At 28.6% G+C, this 15,172-nt stretch carries 16 protein-coding genes; all 16 read left to right on the forward strand.

Annotated features, from left to right (window positions below; all coding sequences use genetic code 11):
- Nucleotides 1-27: 27 nt before the first annotated feature.
- The 16 genes from K0040_RS11850 (at nucleotide 28) to K0040_RS11925 (ending at nucleotide 15,064) form a co-directional block, all read left to right on the forward strand.
- Complete coding sequence (locus K0040_RS11850) at nucleotides 28-297, forward strand: alpha/beta-type small acid-soluble spore protein (protein WP_074919545.1); 270 nt, start codon at nucleotides 28-30, stop codon at nucleotides 295-297.
- Complete coding sequence (locus K0040_RS11855; protein WP_228109005.1) at nucleotides 284-1,030, forward strand: class I SAM-dependent DNA methyltransferase; 747 nt, start codon at nucleotides 284-286, stop codon at nucleotides 1,028-1,030. The genes K0040_RS11850 and K0040_RS11855 overlap by 14 nt, the downstream gene beginning before the upstream one ends.
- 20 nt (nucleotides 1,031-1,050) lie before the next feature.
- Nucleotides 1,051-1,935, forward strand: a complete 885-nt coding sequence (hslO, locus tag K0040_RS11860; protein WP_228109006.1) for an Hsp33 family molecular chaperone HslO — start codon at nucleotides 1,051-1,053, stop codon at nucleotides 1,933-1,935.
- Nucleotides 1,936-2,161: 226 nt separating this feature from the next.
- The gene (locus tag K0040_RS11865) at nucleotides 2,162-2,521 is read left to right on the forward strand and encodes a GntR family transcriptional regulator (RefSeq protein WP_228109007.1); all 360 of its coding nucleotides are present in this window, start codon (nucleotides 2,162-2,164) and stop codon (nucleotides 2,519-2,521) included.
- 29 nt (nucleotides 2,522-2,550) lie between these two features.
- On the forward strand, nucleotides 2,551-3,243 hold the full coding sequence (locus tag K0040_RS11870) for an ABC transporter ATP-binding protein (RefSeq protein WP_228109008.1): 693 nt from the start codon (nucleotides 2,551-2,553) through the stop codon (nucleotides 3,241-3,243).
- A complete protein-coding gene (locus K0040_RS11875; protein WP_228109009.1) occupies nucleotides 3,233-4,066 on the forward strand; it encodes a hypothetical protein in 834 nt (277 codons plus the stop codon). Before K0040_RS11870 ends, K0040_RS11875 begins: the two co-directional genes overlap by 11 nt.
- Before the next feature lie 11 nt (nucleotides 4,067-4,077).
- A complete protein-coding gene (locus tag K0040_RS11880; protein WP_228109010.1) occupies nucleotides 4,078-5,322 on the forward strand; it encodes a hypothetical protein in 1,245 nt (414 codons plus the stop codon).
- A 584-nt stretch (nucleotides 5,323-5,906) separates the two neighbouring features.
- Complete coding sequence (locus K0040_RS11885; protein WP_228109011.1) at nucleotides 5,907-6,434, forward strand: HEAT repeat domain-containing protein; 528 nt, start codon at nucleotides 5,907-5,909, stop codon at nucleotides 6,432-6,434.
- A 249-nt stretch (nucleotides 6,435-6,683) separates the two neighbouring features.
- A complete protein-coding gene (locus K0040_RS11890) occupies nucleotides 6,684-6,932 on the forward strand; it encodes a hypothetical protein (RefSeq protein WP_228109012.1) in 249 nt (82 codons plus the stop codon).
- A gap of 160 nt (nucleotides 6,933-7,092) precedes the next feature.
- On the forward strand, nucleotides 7,093-7,392 hold the full coding sequence (locus tag K0040_RS11895) for a DUF6980 family protein (RefSeq protein WP_316719895.1): 300 nt from the start codon (nucleotides 7,093-7,095) through the stop codon (nucleotides 7,390-7,392).
- A gap of 635 nt (nucleotides 7,393-8,027) precedes the next feature.
- On the forward strand, nucleotides 8,028-9,269 hold the full coding sequence (locus tag K0040_RS11900; RefSeq protein ID WP_228109014.1) for a peptidoglycan-binding protein: 1,242 nt from the start codon (nucleotides 8,028-8,030) through the stop codon (nucleotides 9,267-9,269).
- Nucleotides 9,270-9,599: 330 nt separating this feature from the next.
- Nucleotides 9,600-10,769, forward strand: coding sequence for a MalY/PatB family protein (locus K0040_RS11905; protein WP_228109015.1), 1,170 nt, complete (start codon nucleotides 9,600-9,602; stop codon nucleotides 10,767-10,769).
- 190 nt (nucleotides 10,770-10,959) lie between these two features.
- On the forward strand, nucleotides 10,960-11,775 hold the full coding sequence (locus K0040_RS11910) for a transporter substrate-binding domain-containing protein (protein WP_228109016.1): 816 nt from the start codon (nucleotides 10,960-10,962) through the stop codon (nucleotides 11,773-11,775).
- Between the two features lie 11 nt (nucleotides 11,776-11,786).
- Nucleotides 11,787-12,455, forward strand: coding sequence for an amino acid ABC transporter permease (locus tag K0040_RS11915; RefSeq protein WP_228109017.1), 669 nt, complete (start codon nucleotides 11,787-11,789; stop codon nucleotides 12,453-12,455).
- A 14-nt stretch (nucleotides 12,456-12,469) separates the two neighbouring features.
- Nucleotides 12,470-13,201 (forward strand): amino acid ABC transporter ATP-binding protein, encoded by a 732-nt coding sequence (locus K0040_RS11920; RefSeq protein WP_074919535.1) that lies wholly within the window; start codon nucleotides 12,470-12,472, stop codon nucleotides 13,199-13,201.
- Nucleotides 13,202-13,669: 468 nt separating this feature from the next.
- Nucleotides 13,670-15,064, forward strand: a complete 1,395-nt coding sequence (locus tag K0040_RS11925; RefSeq protein WP_228109018.1) for an alanine/glycine:cation symporter family protein — start codon at nucleotides 13,670-13,672, stop codon at nucleotides 15,062-15,064.
- Nucleotides 15,065-15,172 lie beyond the last annotated feature (108 nt).

Raw genomic sequence — 15,172 nt, forward strand, 5'->3', positions numbered from 1 at the left:
ACTACAAAAAAAGAAGGGGTGTTTTTTATGGATAAAAATAAATTAACTAAAGAATTCATTTATAAATGTGAAAAACAAAGAAAGAAAAATGAAAAAAAGGTAAAACCATTGACACAAGATGATATAATGAAATATGAGATAGCAGGAGAATTAGGCTTGCTTGATAAAGTTGATGAAAAAGGATGGGCTGGTCTTACTGCTAAGGAAGCAGGAAGAATAGGTGGAATTCTCACATCACGAAAAAAACAATTAAAAAAGAAAGCTGAAGAAGAGGATAAAAAGGATGAATCAGTATAGTGATTTTGCCTTTGTTTATGATGAACTTATGAACGAAGTTGATTATAACAATTGGGTTAAATACATTGAAGATATAATAAAAAATGAAAATGTTGAAGTACAAAATATATTAGAATTAGCTTGTGGTACAGGAAATTTAACTATACCACTTACTAAAAAAAATTATGATATTGCAGGAATAGATATTTCAGAAGAAATGCTACAAGTTGCCCGAGAAAAAGGAGAAAGAGAAAATGTTGAGTTAGTACTATTAGAACAAGATATCGTAGAACTTGATTTTGATGTGACTAACTTAGACAGTATCCTTTGTGGCTGCGATGGATTTAACTACATAACTTATGACGAAGATTTAGAAGGTGTATTTTCTAAATGCCATGAGTTACTAAAAGATAATGGAATTTTTATATTTGATATAAGTTCTTATTACAAATTATCAAAAGTTCTAGGAAACAACATGTATGGTGAAAACAGAGAAAATGTGGCATACATGTGGCAAAACTATTTCGATGATTACGAAAATTTAGTAGAAATGGACCTTGCATTCTTTGTTAAAGGAGAAGATGGTAGATTTGATAAATTTGAAGAAAACCACTTACAAAGAGCTTATAAAAATGAGGAAATAATCCAATTACTAAAAAATGCAGGATTTGAGTATATAAAAACTTATGGAGATTTTAAATTAGAAGCTCCAAAAGAAGACAGCGAAAGAGTATTTTTTGTTTGTAAAAAATAGGCATAAATGGAGGGAAAACAATGAAGGATTACGTTATAAAAGCAACTAGCACAAATGGACAAGTAAGAGCTTATGTTGGTATAACTAAAAACTTAGTTCAAACTGCTAGAGATAATCATAATACAATAAAAGTTGCAACTGCCGCACTTGGAAGAACATTAACAGCTACAGCTATGATGGGATTAATGATGAAAAATGATAAAGATGAGTTAAGTGTAATCATAAAAGGTGGAGGACCTATAGGGACTATACTTACAACTGCTGACTCAAAAGGAAACGTTAAAGGTTATGTACAATATCCAGACTTAAACGGTGTAGAAGTACAGGACTATCCAAATGGAAAACTAAACGTTGCTGGAGCAGTAGGAAATGAGGGCTATGTTAAAGTAATAAAAGACTTAGGACTTAGAGAGCCTTATGTTGGTTCTTATCCATTAGTAAGTGGAGAAATCGCAGAAGACTTCACTCATTACTTTGCATTATCTGAGCAAACTCCATCAGTAGTTTCTTTAGGTGTTCTTACAACAGCAACAGAAGTTCAACAAGCTGGAGGATTAATAGTTCAATTAATGCCAGATGCAACAGAAGAAACTATAGCTACTTTAGAACAAAACGTAGGTAAGTTAAAATCAGTTACTACAATGTTAAGTGAAGGAATGACTCCAGATGATATATTAAATTTAGTGTTAGAAGGATTAGATCCAAAGATACTAGATATATGTGATGTTAAATTTGACTGTAACTGTTCAAAAGATAGAATAAAGAAAGTTTTAATATCATTAGGTAGAGAAACTTTAACTGAAATAATAGAAGAAGATAAGCAAGCTGAAATAAGCTGCCATTTCTGTAATAGTGCGTATCACTATGATGAAGAGGAATTAAGAGAAATCTTAAATGAGATGTAGTTAATAGAGAGAGTTGTCGTGAGACAGCTCTTTTTTTGATAAATATAAATAGTAGCTATCGTATAAGAAAAATAGCATTAATTTACGATAGCTATTTTTAGTTGTTATTATATGTGAAAATAATAATTGACTTTTTTGGTGTATTAATAATATAATACACTTGTACATGAAGTGTATTATATTATTAATACACAGGGCGAAAAATAATTAAGAAGGGAGAAATACCTTGAAATTTACAGTAAATGATAGAGAGCCAGTTTATATTCAAATTATCAGAAATATAAAACAGAAGATAGTCACTGGGGAAATACAAAAGGGAGAGAGACTACCTTCTAGAAGAGAAATGGCAGTTAATATAAATGTAAATCCAAATACAGTTCAAAAAGCTTATAAGGAGATGGAAGAAATGGGGATAATCAATACAATCAAAAATAATCAAAGTACAATTACTAAAGATGATAATTTAATAAGACAAATAAGAAAAGATTTAATAAGTGAAGCGACAGATGTTTTTATAAAGCAAATGAAAGCAATTAATGTACCCATAGAAGAAGTTAAGGATATTATTACTAAGAAATATATATAAGTAAGGGAAATATATAGGGGAGGAAAATAATGATTGAAGTTAAACATGTGAAAAAGAAATACAAGAGAGTAAAAGCTTTAGATGATGTTTCCTTTAATATAGAAGAAGGAAAGATCACTTGCATACTTGGTGTTAACGGCGTTGGAAAATCAACTATTCTAAAAGTTATAGCAGGACTAGTAAAACCAAATAGTGGAGAAATTTTAATTGATGGGGAGAAATTTAGTCAACAAACTTATAATAAACTAGCTTTTGTGACAGATATAGATATTCACTTTAACCATCTTAATATAAAAGAAACTTTTGATTTAATGAAGTTATTTTATAAAAATTGGGATGAAGATAGAGCTTATGAAATGCTTAGTATGTTCTCTTTAACTGATGATAAAAAAATAAGTGAACTGTCTAAAGGTAATAAGGCAAGAGTAAAGATTATAATTGGATTTGCTCAGAGGGCAAAATATATTTTACTTGATGAGCCATTTTCAGGGATAGATATTTTTAAAAGAGAAGAGTTTATAAATGCAATGTTAACATTAATGGAAGATGACGAAAGTATTGTAATAACGACTCATGAAATTGGTGAAATAGAGCAAATAGTAGATGATGTAATAATTCTAAATAACGGAAAAATTGAACAGATATTTAATGCAGAAGAAGTTAGACAAAATGAAGGAAAATCAATACTAGATAAAATGAGGGAGGTATATAATGGGGAGTAAGATATTAACACTTTTTGATATAGAGTTTAGAAGAGTGCAGAAGATATTTTTTACTGTAATTTCATTGATAACACTAGGTAATGTAGGAATTTTTATTTTAGGAATATATAGAGTACTTGAAGATGTAAAAGCAGAAACTGGTGTAGCACAACAAATATCAGTATTAAAAACTAATATAGGAAAGCATATGTTTTTAGAACTTCAGCTACCTAATTTTATATATTATTTATCAAATTTGCTGATGTTTTTAGCTTTGATAGGATGTGCATTGTACTGTGTATTAATATGGCAAAAAGATTTTTCTAGTAAATCAAAAACAATATATACATTTTTTATGTTGCCGGAAAATAGATTTATCATATTTATTTCAAAATTAATAACAATGCTTACTTTAATTTATAGCATAATATTTGTGCAACACTTGTTATGGGGAATAGAAGCTTTTATAGTTAGTAAATATGCAAATATACCGATAATAAACATGATCAATAGTATAAATAATATAAATGCTATGGAAGGAATTACTCGTTTAATATTAATGCCAATCTACCCTATGGAATTTTTAATGATATTTATAATAGGACCAATAGTTGCTGTAACATCTATATTTACAGCAGTTCTTATTTCTAAATCAATAAAAAAAGTGGGCGGAGTTATAGGAATTGTATCTATGGTTATTTTATTCATAGTATATTTTGTAATAATAGTAGATAATAAATACTCTGACTGTATTTTAAGAAATAATATAATTTTCTACATAGTAGTATTTTTCGTATCAATATTTGTATCTTATAATTTATTAAAAAATAAAATGTATGATTAGGGGGGGATATCATGAAAATAAAATTATCAAAAATAATATTAATAATATCAGTAGTGGGAACTATAATAGTTGGTATTTCTCTAGCTAATATATATCAAACAGATGTAGTGGTAAAAGATGTACACGGTAAAAGATCTGCTTTAGGAGATATGAATATATTACTTCAAAAAACAGGAGGAGTATTTGAAACAGATGAGATTCTTATAGATAAAAACAGTACTACAACGAAGAAACTTGTAAAACAAAAAGATATACTTTTTAATTTAACAAAAGAAAATTTAGATAATAGGGAGTTATTTGAATTTCAATATGATAAAAATATTTTGTTTGAAGACAAAGACACTGTTGGTACAGCTGAGATATCTGGATATGAAGTAGCTGGTAATAAGCAAAGAATGATGGCTTATATTAAAACAAAAGATAAGAAAAATAATAAAATAGAATCTTATAATATTGATATGGGTGAAAATATAGAGACTAACGAAAATTATACTTATGCATCAATACCTGTAAAAAAAGAAGGAGATATTCTTTATGTAGCAACTATGTACTCCTACGGCGATGTTTCGGATGATTCGTCTGATGAAGATTATGTAGATAATTCTACATTAGAAGATACATGTTATAAAATTACAAATTTGAGTCTATATAAATTAAATTTATCTAATAAAACTTCTAAATGTATAGTCAGTAAAGATTATGAAGGGAAAGATTTAAGTATAAAACAATCAGGATTTAGTAATGGAAATAAAGCATATTTTATAGTTAATAAGAAAAATAATAAATCAGCTGATTATAATACGAATTTATTTGAATTAGATATAAAACTAAAAGAAGTGAATTTAATAGATCTAAAAACAAAGGATGATTATATTGAAACATCTTATAATATAGAAAATGATGAAATATTATTATTATCTATGTCATCAATAGATCAAATAAATAGTGAGATAAGTGAAAATGTAGAGGGTATTTTAGTAAATCTAAAAGATAGAGATTTAAAATATAAATATAAATTAAATATAAACTATAATGGAGATTTCACATCTGGAGATAGAGTAAGAAGAGATAATGGGAAAATATATGTAGCATCAGCTACTTATGCTAAGACAGATAAGTATGAAAATAATTATCATACACCATATAATTTCTATGTGTTTGATGAGAAAGATGGTGAGCTGTTGTATGAAGGAAGTACAACAATTAATTCTAGTGATAAAGTAAATATGGGAATTGTTAAGAATGATGAGATTTAGCAATTAATATGATGATAAAGATTTTAAGTATAAACAGTTTTTTATAGAAGGAACGATTGAATAAAAAACATTTGCTGAAAATTTTATATAATATAAAACTTAATATTAGAATTCTGTATTTGATTATTGCATAGTGATTATAATTGCTATGCAATAATTTTTATAAGAGGAATACATCTATGATAAAAGTTAAATGCAAGGCACACCAAGGCACAGCATAAACACAGACATAGGCACAAGCTGGATGTTAGTAAAGGGCAGTGTTTGAAGGAGTGTGTGCCTATAAAAAGCTCTAGTTATTTAATAATCATAGATAATAAGAAATAATGGCGTGTATGTGCATGTGCGCGCGTATAGGTTTTTGGGTGCATAGGCACAAGGCATGTATAATAATAAAAATTAATGATAATGAACCTTATGTAAATGGCAAAAAATATATTGCTATATGTCAAAATTATTAATAAATTGAAATTAGAATAGTATACTACCAAAGTCAAGTACGTTAAAAAACTATGTACTTGATGAAAACTTAATATTTTTATTAGGCTCATTTTAATTATAACTAATTAAGGGGGAGATGGATTATGGACTATAATGAAATTTTAGATTTTCTAAAAGAAAACCAACCTTTTCCGGATGATGAAAACATAAAAGAATATGAAATAGATATGTATGCAGATGCTGTAAAATATTTAGACGAAGTATATTCTGATGAAAAATGTATACCGTTACTATTAAATTGTTTTGGAGATTGGTTTACATATGATATAAATAAACATGTAGAATTTATCATATGCAAATTTGATAAAGAATTAGTGTTGCCACATTTAAGACAAGCATTAAGAAGTAATAATAAATATGTGAGGTACTGGGCATGTCAATATACTATGTCATTCCCAGATAAAAGCCTGATAGATGGTTTAAAAGAAATCATAAAAAATAAAAAAGAAAATGATAATGATACAAGATTGTCAGCAGTTACAGCATTAACATTTATAAATAATTCAGATGTTAAATTTTATTTAGAAAAAATGGATTTAAGGTGTGAAGATAATGAATTTATTGAACAATTTATGGAAATTTTAGATGAAGAAGGTTTTTCTCATATTTAATATAAACGTAGGTTTCTTTCTAATATAAAATTTAGTGTTAAAAAAATATATCGACGATTATAATATTTTTAAAACCTCTAAACTCGATAAAAGCTTAATATTTTTATCAAGTTTATTTTAATTATAATTTAGGCAAGGAATTGATTTGAATTTTGATGGAACACTACATGATAAACATAAAGGACTTGCTAATCCAAGCAATAAAACATTAATATGGCTGAAAAAACGTGGATGGAAGGGGAACAAATAATGGATATATATGGATATAAAAAGGATGAAGACGAAGAAATATTAGAACTAAATGAAGTTTGTTTTTATTGTAATAATAAATGGGAATTAAATAAAATTATAGAATTTTTAAACTATGTTAAGAATGAATATAATAATATGCCAAAAGAAGTAACAGGAGATTGCCATATACATTATCAAGATTGGGATAGAAAATGGAAGCATGATTCTCCAGATATTATTATTACACTAAATCTTGATAATAAGTAATAATAGTATGAAACTAACGGCTGGTATTATAATAATGATATATATGTGTATAATTTAAAGGTAAACATCTAGTATCAATGGATCCTAATACTGGTGAGATGTATAAACTAGCAGTAAGTGGAAGGAAAATAGAAAGATAGGTTAGAAAGGAATATATAGTATGGAATTTTGTTGTAAAAATATGAAAGATAATATTGATAAGAACTGTAGTATTCACAATGAATGTTTTAAGTGTCCTGATACATTAATATATTATAATCAGAAATTTGATGAATTTGGTATTATAATACATGACGGAGGAATGTCTTATATTCATATTAATTTTTGTCCATGGTGTGGGAAAAAACTTCCTGAATCAAAACGAGATAGATGGTTTGATGAACTTGAACAATTAGGATATGATTCACCATTTGACATGGATATACCAGTAGAGTATAAGTCTAATAAATGGTATAAGTGATAGTTTATAGATAAAAAACAAACTTAATATACTTAGAATAAAAATAACAATATAATGATTGTATATAAATACCACAAATTTATACTTATGACAAAGTAGGTAACAGAGTCAAAGAAGTCAAAGATGGAAGTTAAGAATCATCTAAAGATGAGGGAGAGTCCCACACCACACTATCAAATAAAAAATTTCATTTATTCAAGCATATACTTATGATTTAAATGGAAATCAGATTTATGCTCTCTTCAAAAATATTTATTAAAAGTTAAATTCAAGGAACACCTAGGAACAGCAAATTTGATATAAATTCTGTTCCTAGGTAGATCGGAACACCATAGGAACAGAGATAGGAACAAGCTAGGTGTTAGTAAACAATAGTGTTTGAAGGAGGTGTGTTCCGATGTTCCGATAAAAATCTCTAGTTATTTAATAATCATAAAATAATAAGAAATAATGGCGTGTATATGCGTGCGCGCGCGTATAGGTTTTTTGGAACATCGGAACGGAACTTTGGAACAGGGCATGATAATAACTCATGGCAAATGTTTTAATAGCCCATAAATTTATAGTACAACTCACCTTTAAGGGGTTTTTTTAATACTATATATAATAATCTAAATTTTACAGGGGTGATTATTTTGTATAAGGGGTACTTAACAATAAAAATTACTAATGAAGAAACTAATTTTCCTATTGAAGGTGCGAGAATTAAAATATCTACGATATCTAAAGATGAATGTAAAAAAAATAAGATTTTATACAATAACTTACTTACTAATGATTCTGGTCAGGTAAAAAAAGTATTACTAGATGCTCCTAATTTCATGTATTCCCAAGTACCTAATTCTCCTAGAGCATATAGTACTTATTTACTTGAAGTTGAAAAGGAGGGCTATGACACGGTAATAATAGAAGGTGTTCAAATATTGCCCTGTATAGAAGCTATTCAAAATATATCATTATCCAAAGCTTCTAATCTAAAAAAACCAAATGTAAAAGTTTATACCATAGGAAAGCATTCTTTATACGGACCTTACGAATCAAAAATATTAGAGTCATCTTTAAAGGCTGTACCCTATGTTTTACCTAGCGTTGTAGTTCCTGAATATATAATAGTTCACGACGGATTACCAACTGATAAAAATTCTCCAAACTATTGGATACCATTTAGAGATTATATAAAAAATGTTGCAAGTTCTGAAATTTACGCAACATGGCCGACTCAAACTATATATGCAAATGTTATTGCTATAGTTTCTTTTACCTTAAATAGAGTTTATACAGAATGGTATAGAAATATGGGATATGATTTCACTATCACTTCAAGTACACAGTATGATCACAAATTTATTTATAACAGAAATATTTTTGATACTATAAGTATTGTTGTTGATAATATATTTAATGTTTTTATACAAAGACCTAAAGGAGCTAGTCAGCCTCTTTTGGCTCAATATTGCGATGGAGTACAAACACAGTGTCCTGGAAAAATGACTCAGTGGGGTAGTAAATATTTAGGGGATCAGGGATACAAATTTGAAGATATCCTAAAATATTACTATGGAGATAATATAGGACTTAAGGGAACAGATACAATAAAAGGAGTTCCATCATCATTTCCTGGGTATACCCTTTCTCTTGGATCAAGTGGAGAAAGTGTAAAAGTAATTCAAAATCAATTAAATGCAATATCAAATGCATATCCAGCCCTGCCTAAAGTTGCAGTTGATGGTATATATGGCCCAGCAACTAGGAACAGTGTACTGAAATTCCAAGAAATTTTTAGAATGAACCAAAGTGGTGTAGTTGATTTTGCAACTTGGTATGCCATATCCAAAATTTATGTTGCAGTTACTAAAATAGCAGAATTTAATCAATAAGTATATAAAAAATCCATTTTTCTTAAGTTGCTTATTTACAATCATAATATGACTAAAACTTTATAATAGGTAAAAGCGATTATAAATTAGTTATAATCATTTTTACCTATTTAATATTTTTTGATTTATATTACATCTTTGTTTTACTTTGCATATTATCTGGCATATTTTTTAGTTATTTTATAGTAAAGAATGAGTAAAAGGGTAATTAAAATCACATTGTGAAAATAATTTTTATTTGTAGTATAATCACTATTGTAAGAAGCATATAATTCAAATCAAGAAAAAATTATATAGAAATGACAATAGATTATATTAAGGGGGACAAATATGAAATACAATTTTGATAAGAAAATAGACAGAAGAAACAATAATTCTACTAAATGGTCAGGTATGAAAGGGGGATTCATATCAAATGACTTACTACCATTTTGGATAGCAGATATGGATTTTGAAATATGTCCTAATATAAGTGAATCTATGAAACAAGTCTTAGATCAAAATATATTTGGATATGTAAACACGGAGAAAAGTTATTTTGAAAGTGCATGTAATTGGACAGAGAAAAGATATGGATATAGCATAAATCCAGAAACTTTAGTACATGCTTCAGGAGTGGTATTATCCTTAGTTTTAGCAGTGGAGTTATTAACTTGTGAAGACGATAACATTATGATTAGCTCGCCAGCATATCCTCCATTTTATGATTGTGTATTAGACAATAACAGAAAGCTATTTTTAAATGAATTAATAATTAAAGACAATAAATATGTAATTGATTTTGAAGATTTTGAAAAGCAAATAGTAGAAAATAATATAAAGTGGTACATATTATGCAATCCTCACAATCCTACAGGGAGAGTATGGACAAGAAATGAATTGGAGAAAATAGCTGATTTATGTTTAAAACATAATGTAAGAGTAATAAGTGATGAGGTGTGGAGAGATTTAGTGTTTAAAGATTATAAATATACTCCTTTTGCATCTTTGTCAAAAGAGGTTGAAGAAATAACAATAACATGTTTCTCTGCAAGTAAGACTTTTAACTTAGCTGGATTACAAGCATCATTTATTTCCATACCAAAAGAAAATGAGCGAGAAAAATTTAAAAAAGAATTGGCAAAATACCATATTGCAAGAAATAATTCTTTTAGTGTGGCAGCTGTGGAAACTGCATTTAATGAAGGTGAAGAGTGGCTAAGTCAATTATTAGATTATCTAGAAAGAAATTTAAATTACTTAAGTGATTTTATACATGAAAACTTATCAAAGATTAAGTTTATAAGACCTGAAGGAACCTATGTGGTTTGGCTAGATTTTTCAGAGTACAAAATAGGTGACATTAACTTATACTTACAAGAAAATGCTAAAGTAGCATTAAACAAAGGAGAAGCCTTTGACAAGAACTGTAAAGACTTTGCAAGAATTAATATAGCTTGTCCACGTTATCAGTTAGAAGATGGTTTAAACAGAATAAAAGAAGCTTTAGATAGACTATAAATTACAAAAAAGATGCTCAATGCATCTTTTTTTACATTTAAAATTAATATGAAAATCATGTCATAGAAAAACATAATAATTTGTATTTGTATATAAAAAAACACAATAAGACAGTAATTTACAACTATGTTAGAATTGGATTTGGGAATGATTACCATAAAATATCTAATATTACAAGGAGAAAATGGGAATGGGAGTAAGAAGTAAAAAAATTATTACAGTTTTATCAAGTTTAATGATTGGTGTAACAATGTTAGTTGGATGTAGTGGCTCAAATGATAAGTCACAAGATTCATCAAATAAGGATTCTAAAGAGAAATTAGTAGTGGGGGTTTCTACAGAATATTATCCATGGTGTTTTAAAGAGAACGATGAGAATAAAGGTTTTGAAGTGGATGTATGGAAGGAAATAGGGAAAAGGGCAGGATATGATATAGAATTCCAAACAGCTAAATTCAGTGGGTTAGTGGGGATGCTAGATGCTGAAAAAATAGATACAGTTGCTCATCAAATGTCAACAACTGAAGAAAGAAGAGAAAAATATGATTTTACTGAAACATATGCTTATAGTAAATATAAGTTTATAGTTCCAGAAAATAGTAAAATAAGCAAAATGGAAGATGTAAAGGGTATGAAAGTTGGTTGTGTATTAGGTGGAAATGGGGAAAAAACTATAAAAGATCTTAATGAAGAACATAAATTAGGTTTAGATATAGTTACATATGACGGGGTACCTATGGAACAAGATGTAGTAGACGGAAGAATAGATGTTGCTTGGTTATCAGAAGTTAAGGCAAAAACTACAATTGAACAAGGCAAACTACCTTTAAAAATAGCTGATATAGATACAGGTGTTTATGAAATAAATCAATATCCATTTAGAAAAGAAGAAGCAAGTAAAGATAGAATAGCAAAGGTTAATGAAGCTATAAAAGCAATGCATGAAGATGGAACATTTACTGAACTATCAAAAAAATGGTTTGGACTAGACACAACTAAAGAATAAAAGGTGAAAAAATGCAAATATTTGATTTTGAATTTGTAGCAAACTTAGTGCCAATAATGGTTAAATACTTAGGAGTGACTTTTAAGATGTCATTATTGGCATTAGTATTAGGTATTGTAGTAGCTATGGTTATAGCATTGGTTGTTGATGCTGACATACCTGTACTTAAGGGACTATCTAAAATATATATTTCTTTTTTTAGGGGAACTCCCTTAGTAGCCCAATTATTTTTTATATATTTTGGACTAATAAAAATAATACCATCTCTTAAAGGGTTAAGTGCTTTTAATGCAGCCGTAATTGTACTAGGTCTTAACTCATCAGCATACTTTGCTGAAAGTTTGAGAGGTGCCATATCATCAGTAGATAAAGGACAAGCTGAGGCATGTTATGCTTTTGGTATGACTTATACTCAGGCCATGGTGAGAATTATTTTGCCACAGGCTATTAGAGTTGCCATACCAGCCATGACAAATACCTTTGCAGATATTATAAAAGGATCTTCCTTAGCTTTTACAATAGGTGTTACTGAAATAATGGCTACAGCTCAATCAGAAGCGGCAGCAACATATAAATATTTAGAGGCATTTACTTGCGTAGTAATTATCTATTGGCTTATAAATTTGGCAGTTGTATATGTTCAAAATAAGTTGGAGAAAAAGTTAAGTGAAGCGTATTAAATGGAGAAGTACTTATGTTAAAAATAAATAGTTTAAGTAAAAAGTTTGACCAAAATATTGTATTAAAAAATATTGATTTAGAGGTCAAAAAAGGTGAAGTGGTTGTTTTAATAGGACCATCAGGCACAGGAAAATCAACTTTGCTAAGATGTATAAATATTTTAGAAAAAGCTGATAGTGGAAGTTTAACTATAGGAGATTTAAATGTAGATTTAGCAAATTTACATAAAAAAGACATACTAAAAATAAGAAGAAAAACAGCTATGGTTTTTCAAAATTATAATTTATTTAATAATAAAACAGTAATTGAAAATATAACTGAACCACTAATTGTAGTGAAAAAAATAGACAAAGAAAGTGCAAATAAAATAGCTCTAGAAAAACTTAAATTAGTAGGGATAGAAGAGAAAAAAGATGAATATCCATCTAGACTGTCTGGAGGACAAAAACAAAGAGTTGCCATAGCGAGAGCTTTAGCTGTAGACCCAGAAGTAATACTAATGGATGAGCCAACTTCAGCCCTTGACCCAGAGTTAGTTGGGGAAGTTCTAGATGTTATAAGATCTTTGGCAAAAGCTCATATGACTATGATAATAGTAAGTCATGAAATGAAGTTTGCTAGAGAAATAGCAGACAGAATTATATTTATGGAAAATGGTGTTATAGAGGAGGAAGGAAGCCCATCAGAGCTATTTAGAGAAAACAAAAATACACGTATAAATCAGTTTGCCAAAATAATTGTATAAATTTAGCATAAATGAGAGGGAGTTGTCATAAGGCAACTCCCTTATTGTTTATTAAATAATACCATTATGAAAATATTGGGAAAACGATTGACAGACATTTCAAAATATTATACCATTTAAATAGTAATGATATAGTATTTTGTCATCAGGTTGCTAAAGATATGACTCCTGATTATGATTATATAATTTTTATATAAAGATTAATAATAATGTTAAAAATGTTAAGGATTACATTTTTATAAGATGTAAAAGTAGGAACTTTATAAAATAAACTTTTTTTATAGATACATACAACTTGTGATGGTTATGTAAATTGTATGTACGGTTTTTGCGAAAACATTAGTAGCATTAAATACAGTCAATTTTACATTTACATCAATTAGGAGTTAAAATTTGCATACAATATATTTAGAACACATGAAACTATAAGAGTAATATAATAAACTACAGGTTTTAGGGGGAAGATTGATGGTTGAATTTATAAACAAAATAAATGGTCCAATTAATAGCTTTGTATGGGGGCCAGTAATGTTATTATTATTAGTTGGTTTTGGTATATACATGACCAGTAGGACAGGATTTTTTCAGATTAGAAAATGTAACACAATAGTAAAAAATACTATAGGTTCTATAAATAAAAATAAAGATGCAGCAAAAGATGGTGTTTCACCTTATTCAGCTATGTCGGCAGCTGTGGCAAGTAGTGTTGGAGTTGGGAGTATAGCTGGTGTTGCAACTGCCATAGTTGCAGGTGGACCAGGGGCAGTATTTTGGATGTGGATGTCAGCAATATTTGGAATGATGACAAAATACTCAGAGGTTGTATTGGCTGTATATTATAGAAGTAAAAATGAAGAAGGCCTTTATTATGGTGGGCCAATGTATTACATGGAAAAGGGTCTAAAAAGTAAAGGATTAGCAACATTATTTGCTATATTTGCTGGTGTTGCTTGTTTTGGAACAGGTAATTTAACTCAATCAAACTCAATAGCAACAGCTTTGCAAGGTTCATTTGAAATACCTACTTATGTTACAGGGCTAGTACTTGCAGTATTAACAGGTTTAGTTATATTTGGTGGTGTTACTCGTATAACAAAAACTGCTGAAACTTTAGTTCCTGTTATGGCATTATTCTATATTTTAGGATCTCTTATAGTTATATTTGTACATGTAGATGCAATACCAGCTGTTATGTCTTCAATATTTGCTGATGCCTTTAGTTTCAAATCTGCAGGTGGAGGTATAATGGGATACACAATAATGAGAGCTATGAGATTTGGGGTAGCAAGAGGTGTATTCTCAAATGAAGCAGGACTTGGATCAGCTCCAATGCTTCACTCAACAGCATCTACAGATAATCCAGTAAAACAAGGTATGTGGGGAATTTTTGAAGTATTTATAACAACAATTTGTATTTGTTCTATGACAGCCTTAGTTATACTTACTACAGGTGTGGTAGATTCTGGATTAACTGGACCAATTCTTACAGCAGAAGCTTTTGGTACAGTATTTGGTTCATTTGGAGGAGCATTTGTATCTATAGCAATTACTTTCTTTGCCTTTACATCAATATTAGGATGGTCATATTATGGAGAGTGTAGCTGGGGTTATATTTTCAAAGACAAACAGCAACTAGTTTCAAAAATGATAAAATTATTATGGATACCTACAGCATTTATAGGTTCAGTAGGAAGTCTTGATTTAATATGGAATGTTTCGGATACATTTAATGGACTTATGATAATACCAAATATTATTGCATTATTTGGACTTTCAGGAGTAGTAATAAAGCTTACAAAGTCATATATTAAAGATCCAGATTCAGTAACACTGGAAGAAGAAGATGAAGAAGGTATAGTATAAGTAATAAATATATTATAATAAAATATATACTAAAAAAGATGGCTTTTGTATAACATAAAAGCCATCTTTTTTAATTACTAGAAAATTATGATTATTTTAAAACTGTGA

Source organism: Terrisporobacter petrolearius (assembly GCF_020748185.1).
Classification (GTDB): domain Bacteria; phylum Bacillota; class Clostridia; order Peptostreptococcales; family Peptostreptococcaceae; genus Terrisporobacter; species Terrisporobacter petrolearius.

Coding starts and splice junctions, on each gene's coding strand:
- K0040_RS11855 (WP_228109005.1), top strand. CDS start 284: ATGAATCAGTATAGTGATTTTGCCTTTGTTTATGATGAACTTATGAAC.
- K0040_RS11895 (WP_316719895.1), top strand. CDS start 7,093: ATGGAATTTTGTTGTAAAAATATGAAAGATAATATTGATAAGAACTGT.
- K0040_RS11905 (WP_228109015.1), top strand. CDS start 9,600: ATGAAATACAATTTTGATAAGAAAATAGACAGAAGAAACAATAATTCT.
- K0040_RS11875 (WP_228109009.1), top strand. CDS start 3,233: ATGGGGAGTAAGATATTAACACTTTTTGATATAGAGTTTAGAAGAGTG.
- K0040_RS11870 (WP_228109008.1), top strand. CDS start 2,551: ATGATTGAAGTTAAACATGTGAAAAAGAAATACAAGAGAGTAAAAGCT.
- K0040_RS11915 (WP_228109017.1), top strand. CDS start 11,787: ATGCAAATATTTGATTTTGAATTTGTAGCAAACTTAGTGCCAATAATG.
- K0040_RS11850 (WP_074919545.1), top strand. CDS start 28: ATGGATAAAAATAAATTAACTAAAGAATTCATTTATAAATGTGAAAAA.
- K0040_RS11910 (WP_228109016.1), top strand. CDS start 10,960: ATGGGAGTAAGAAGTAAAAAAATTATTACAGTTTTATCAAGTTTAATG.
- K0040_RS11890 (WP_228109012.1), top strand. CDS start 6,684: ATGGATATATATGGATATAAAAAGGATGAAGACGAAGAAATATTAGAA.
- K0040_RS11880 (WP_228109010.1), top strand. CDS start 4,078: ATGAAAATAAAATTATCAAAAATAATATTAATAATATCAGTAGTGGGA.
- K0040_RS11885 (WP_228109011.1), top strand. CDS start 5,907: ATGGACTATAATGAAATTTTAGATTTTCTAAAAGAAAACCAACCTTTT.
- K0040_RS11920 (WP_074919535.1), top strand. CDS start 12,470: ATGTTAAAAATAAATAGTTTAAGTAAAAAGTTTGACCAAAATATTGTA.
- K0040_RS11925 (WP_228109018.1), top strand. CDS start 13,670: ATGGTTGAATTTATAAACAAAATAAATGGTCCAATTAATAGCTTTGTA.
- hslO (WP_228109006.1), top strand. CDS start 1,051: ATGAAGGATTACGTTATAAAAGCAACTAGCACAAATGGACAAGTAAGA.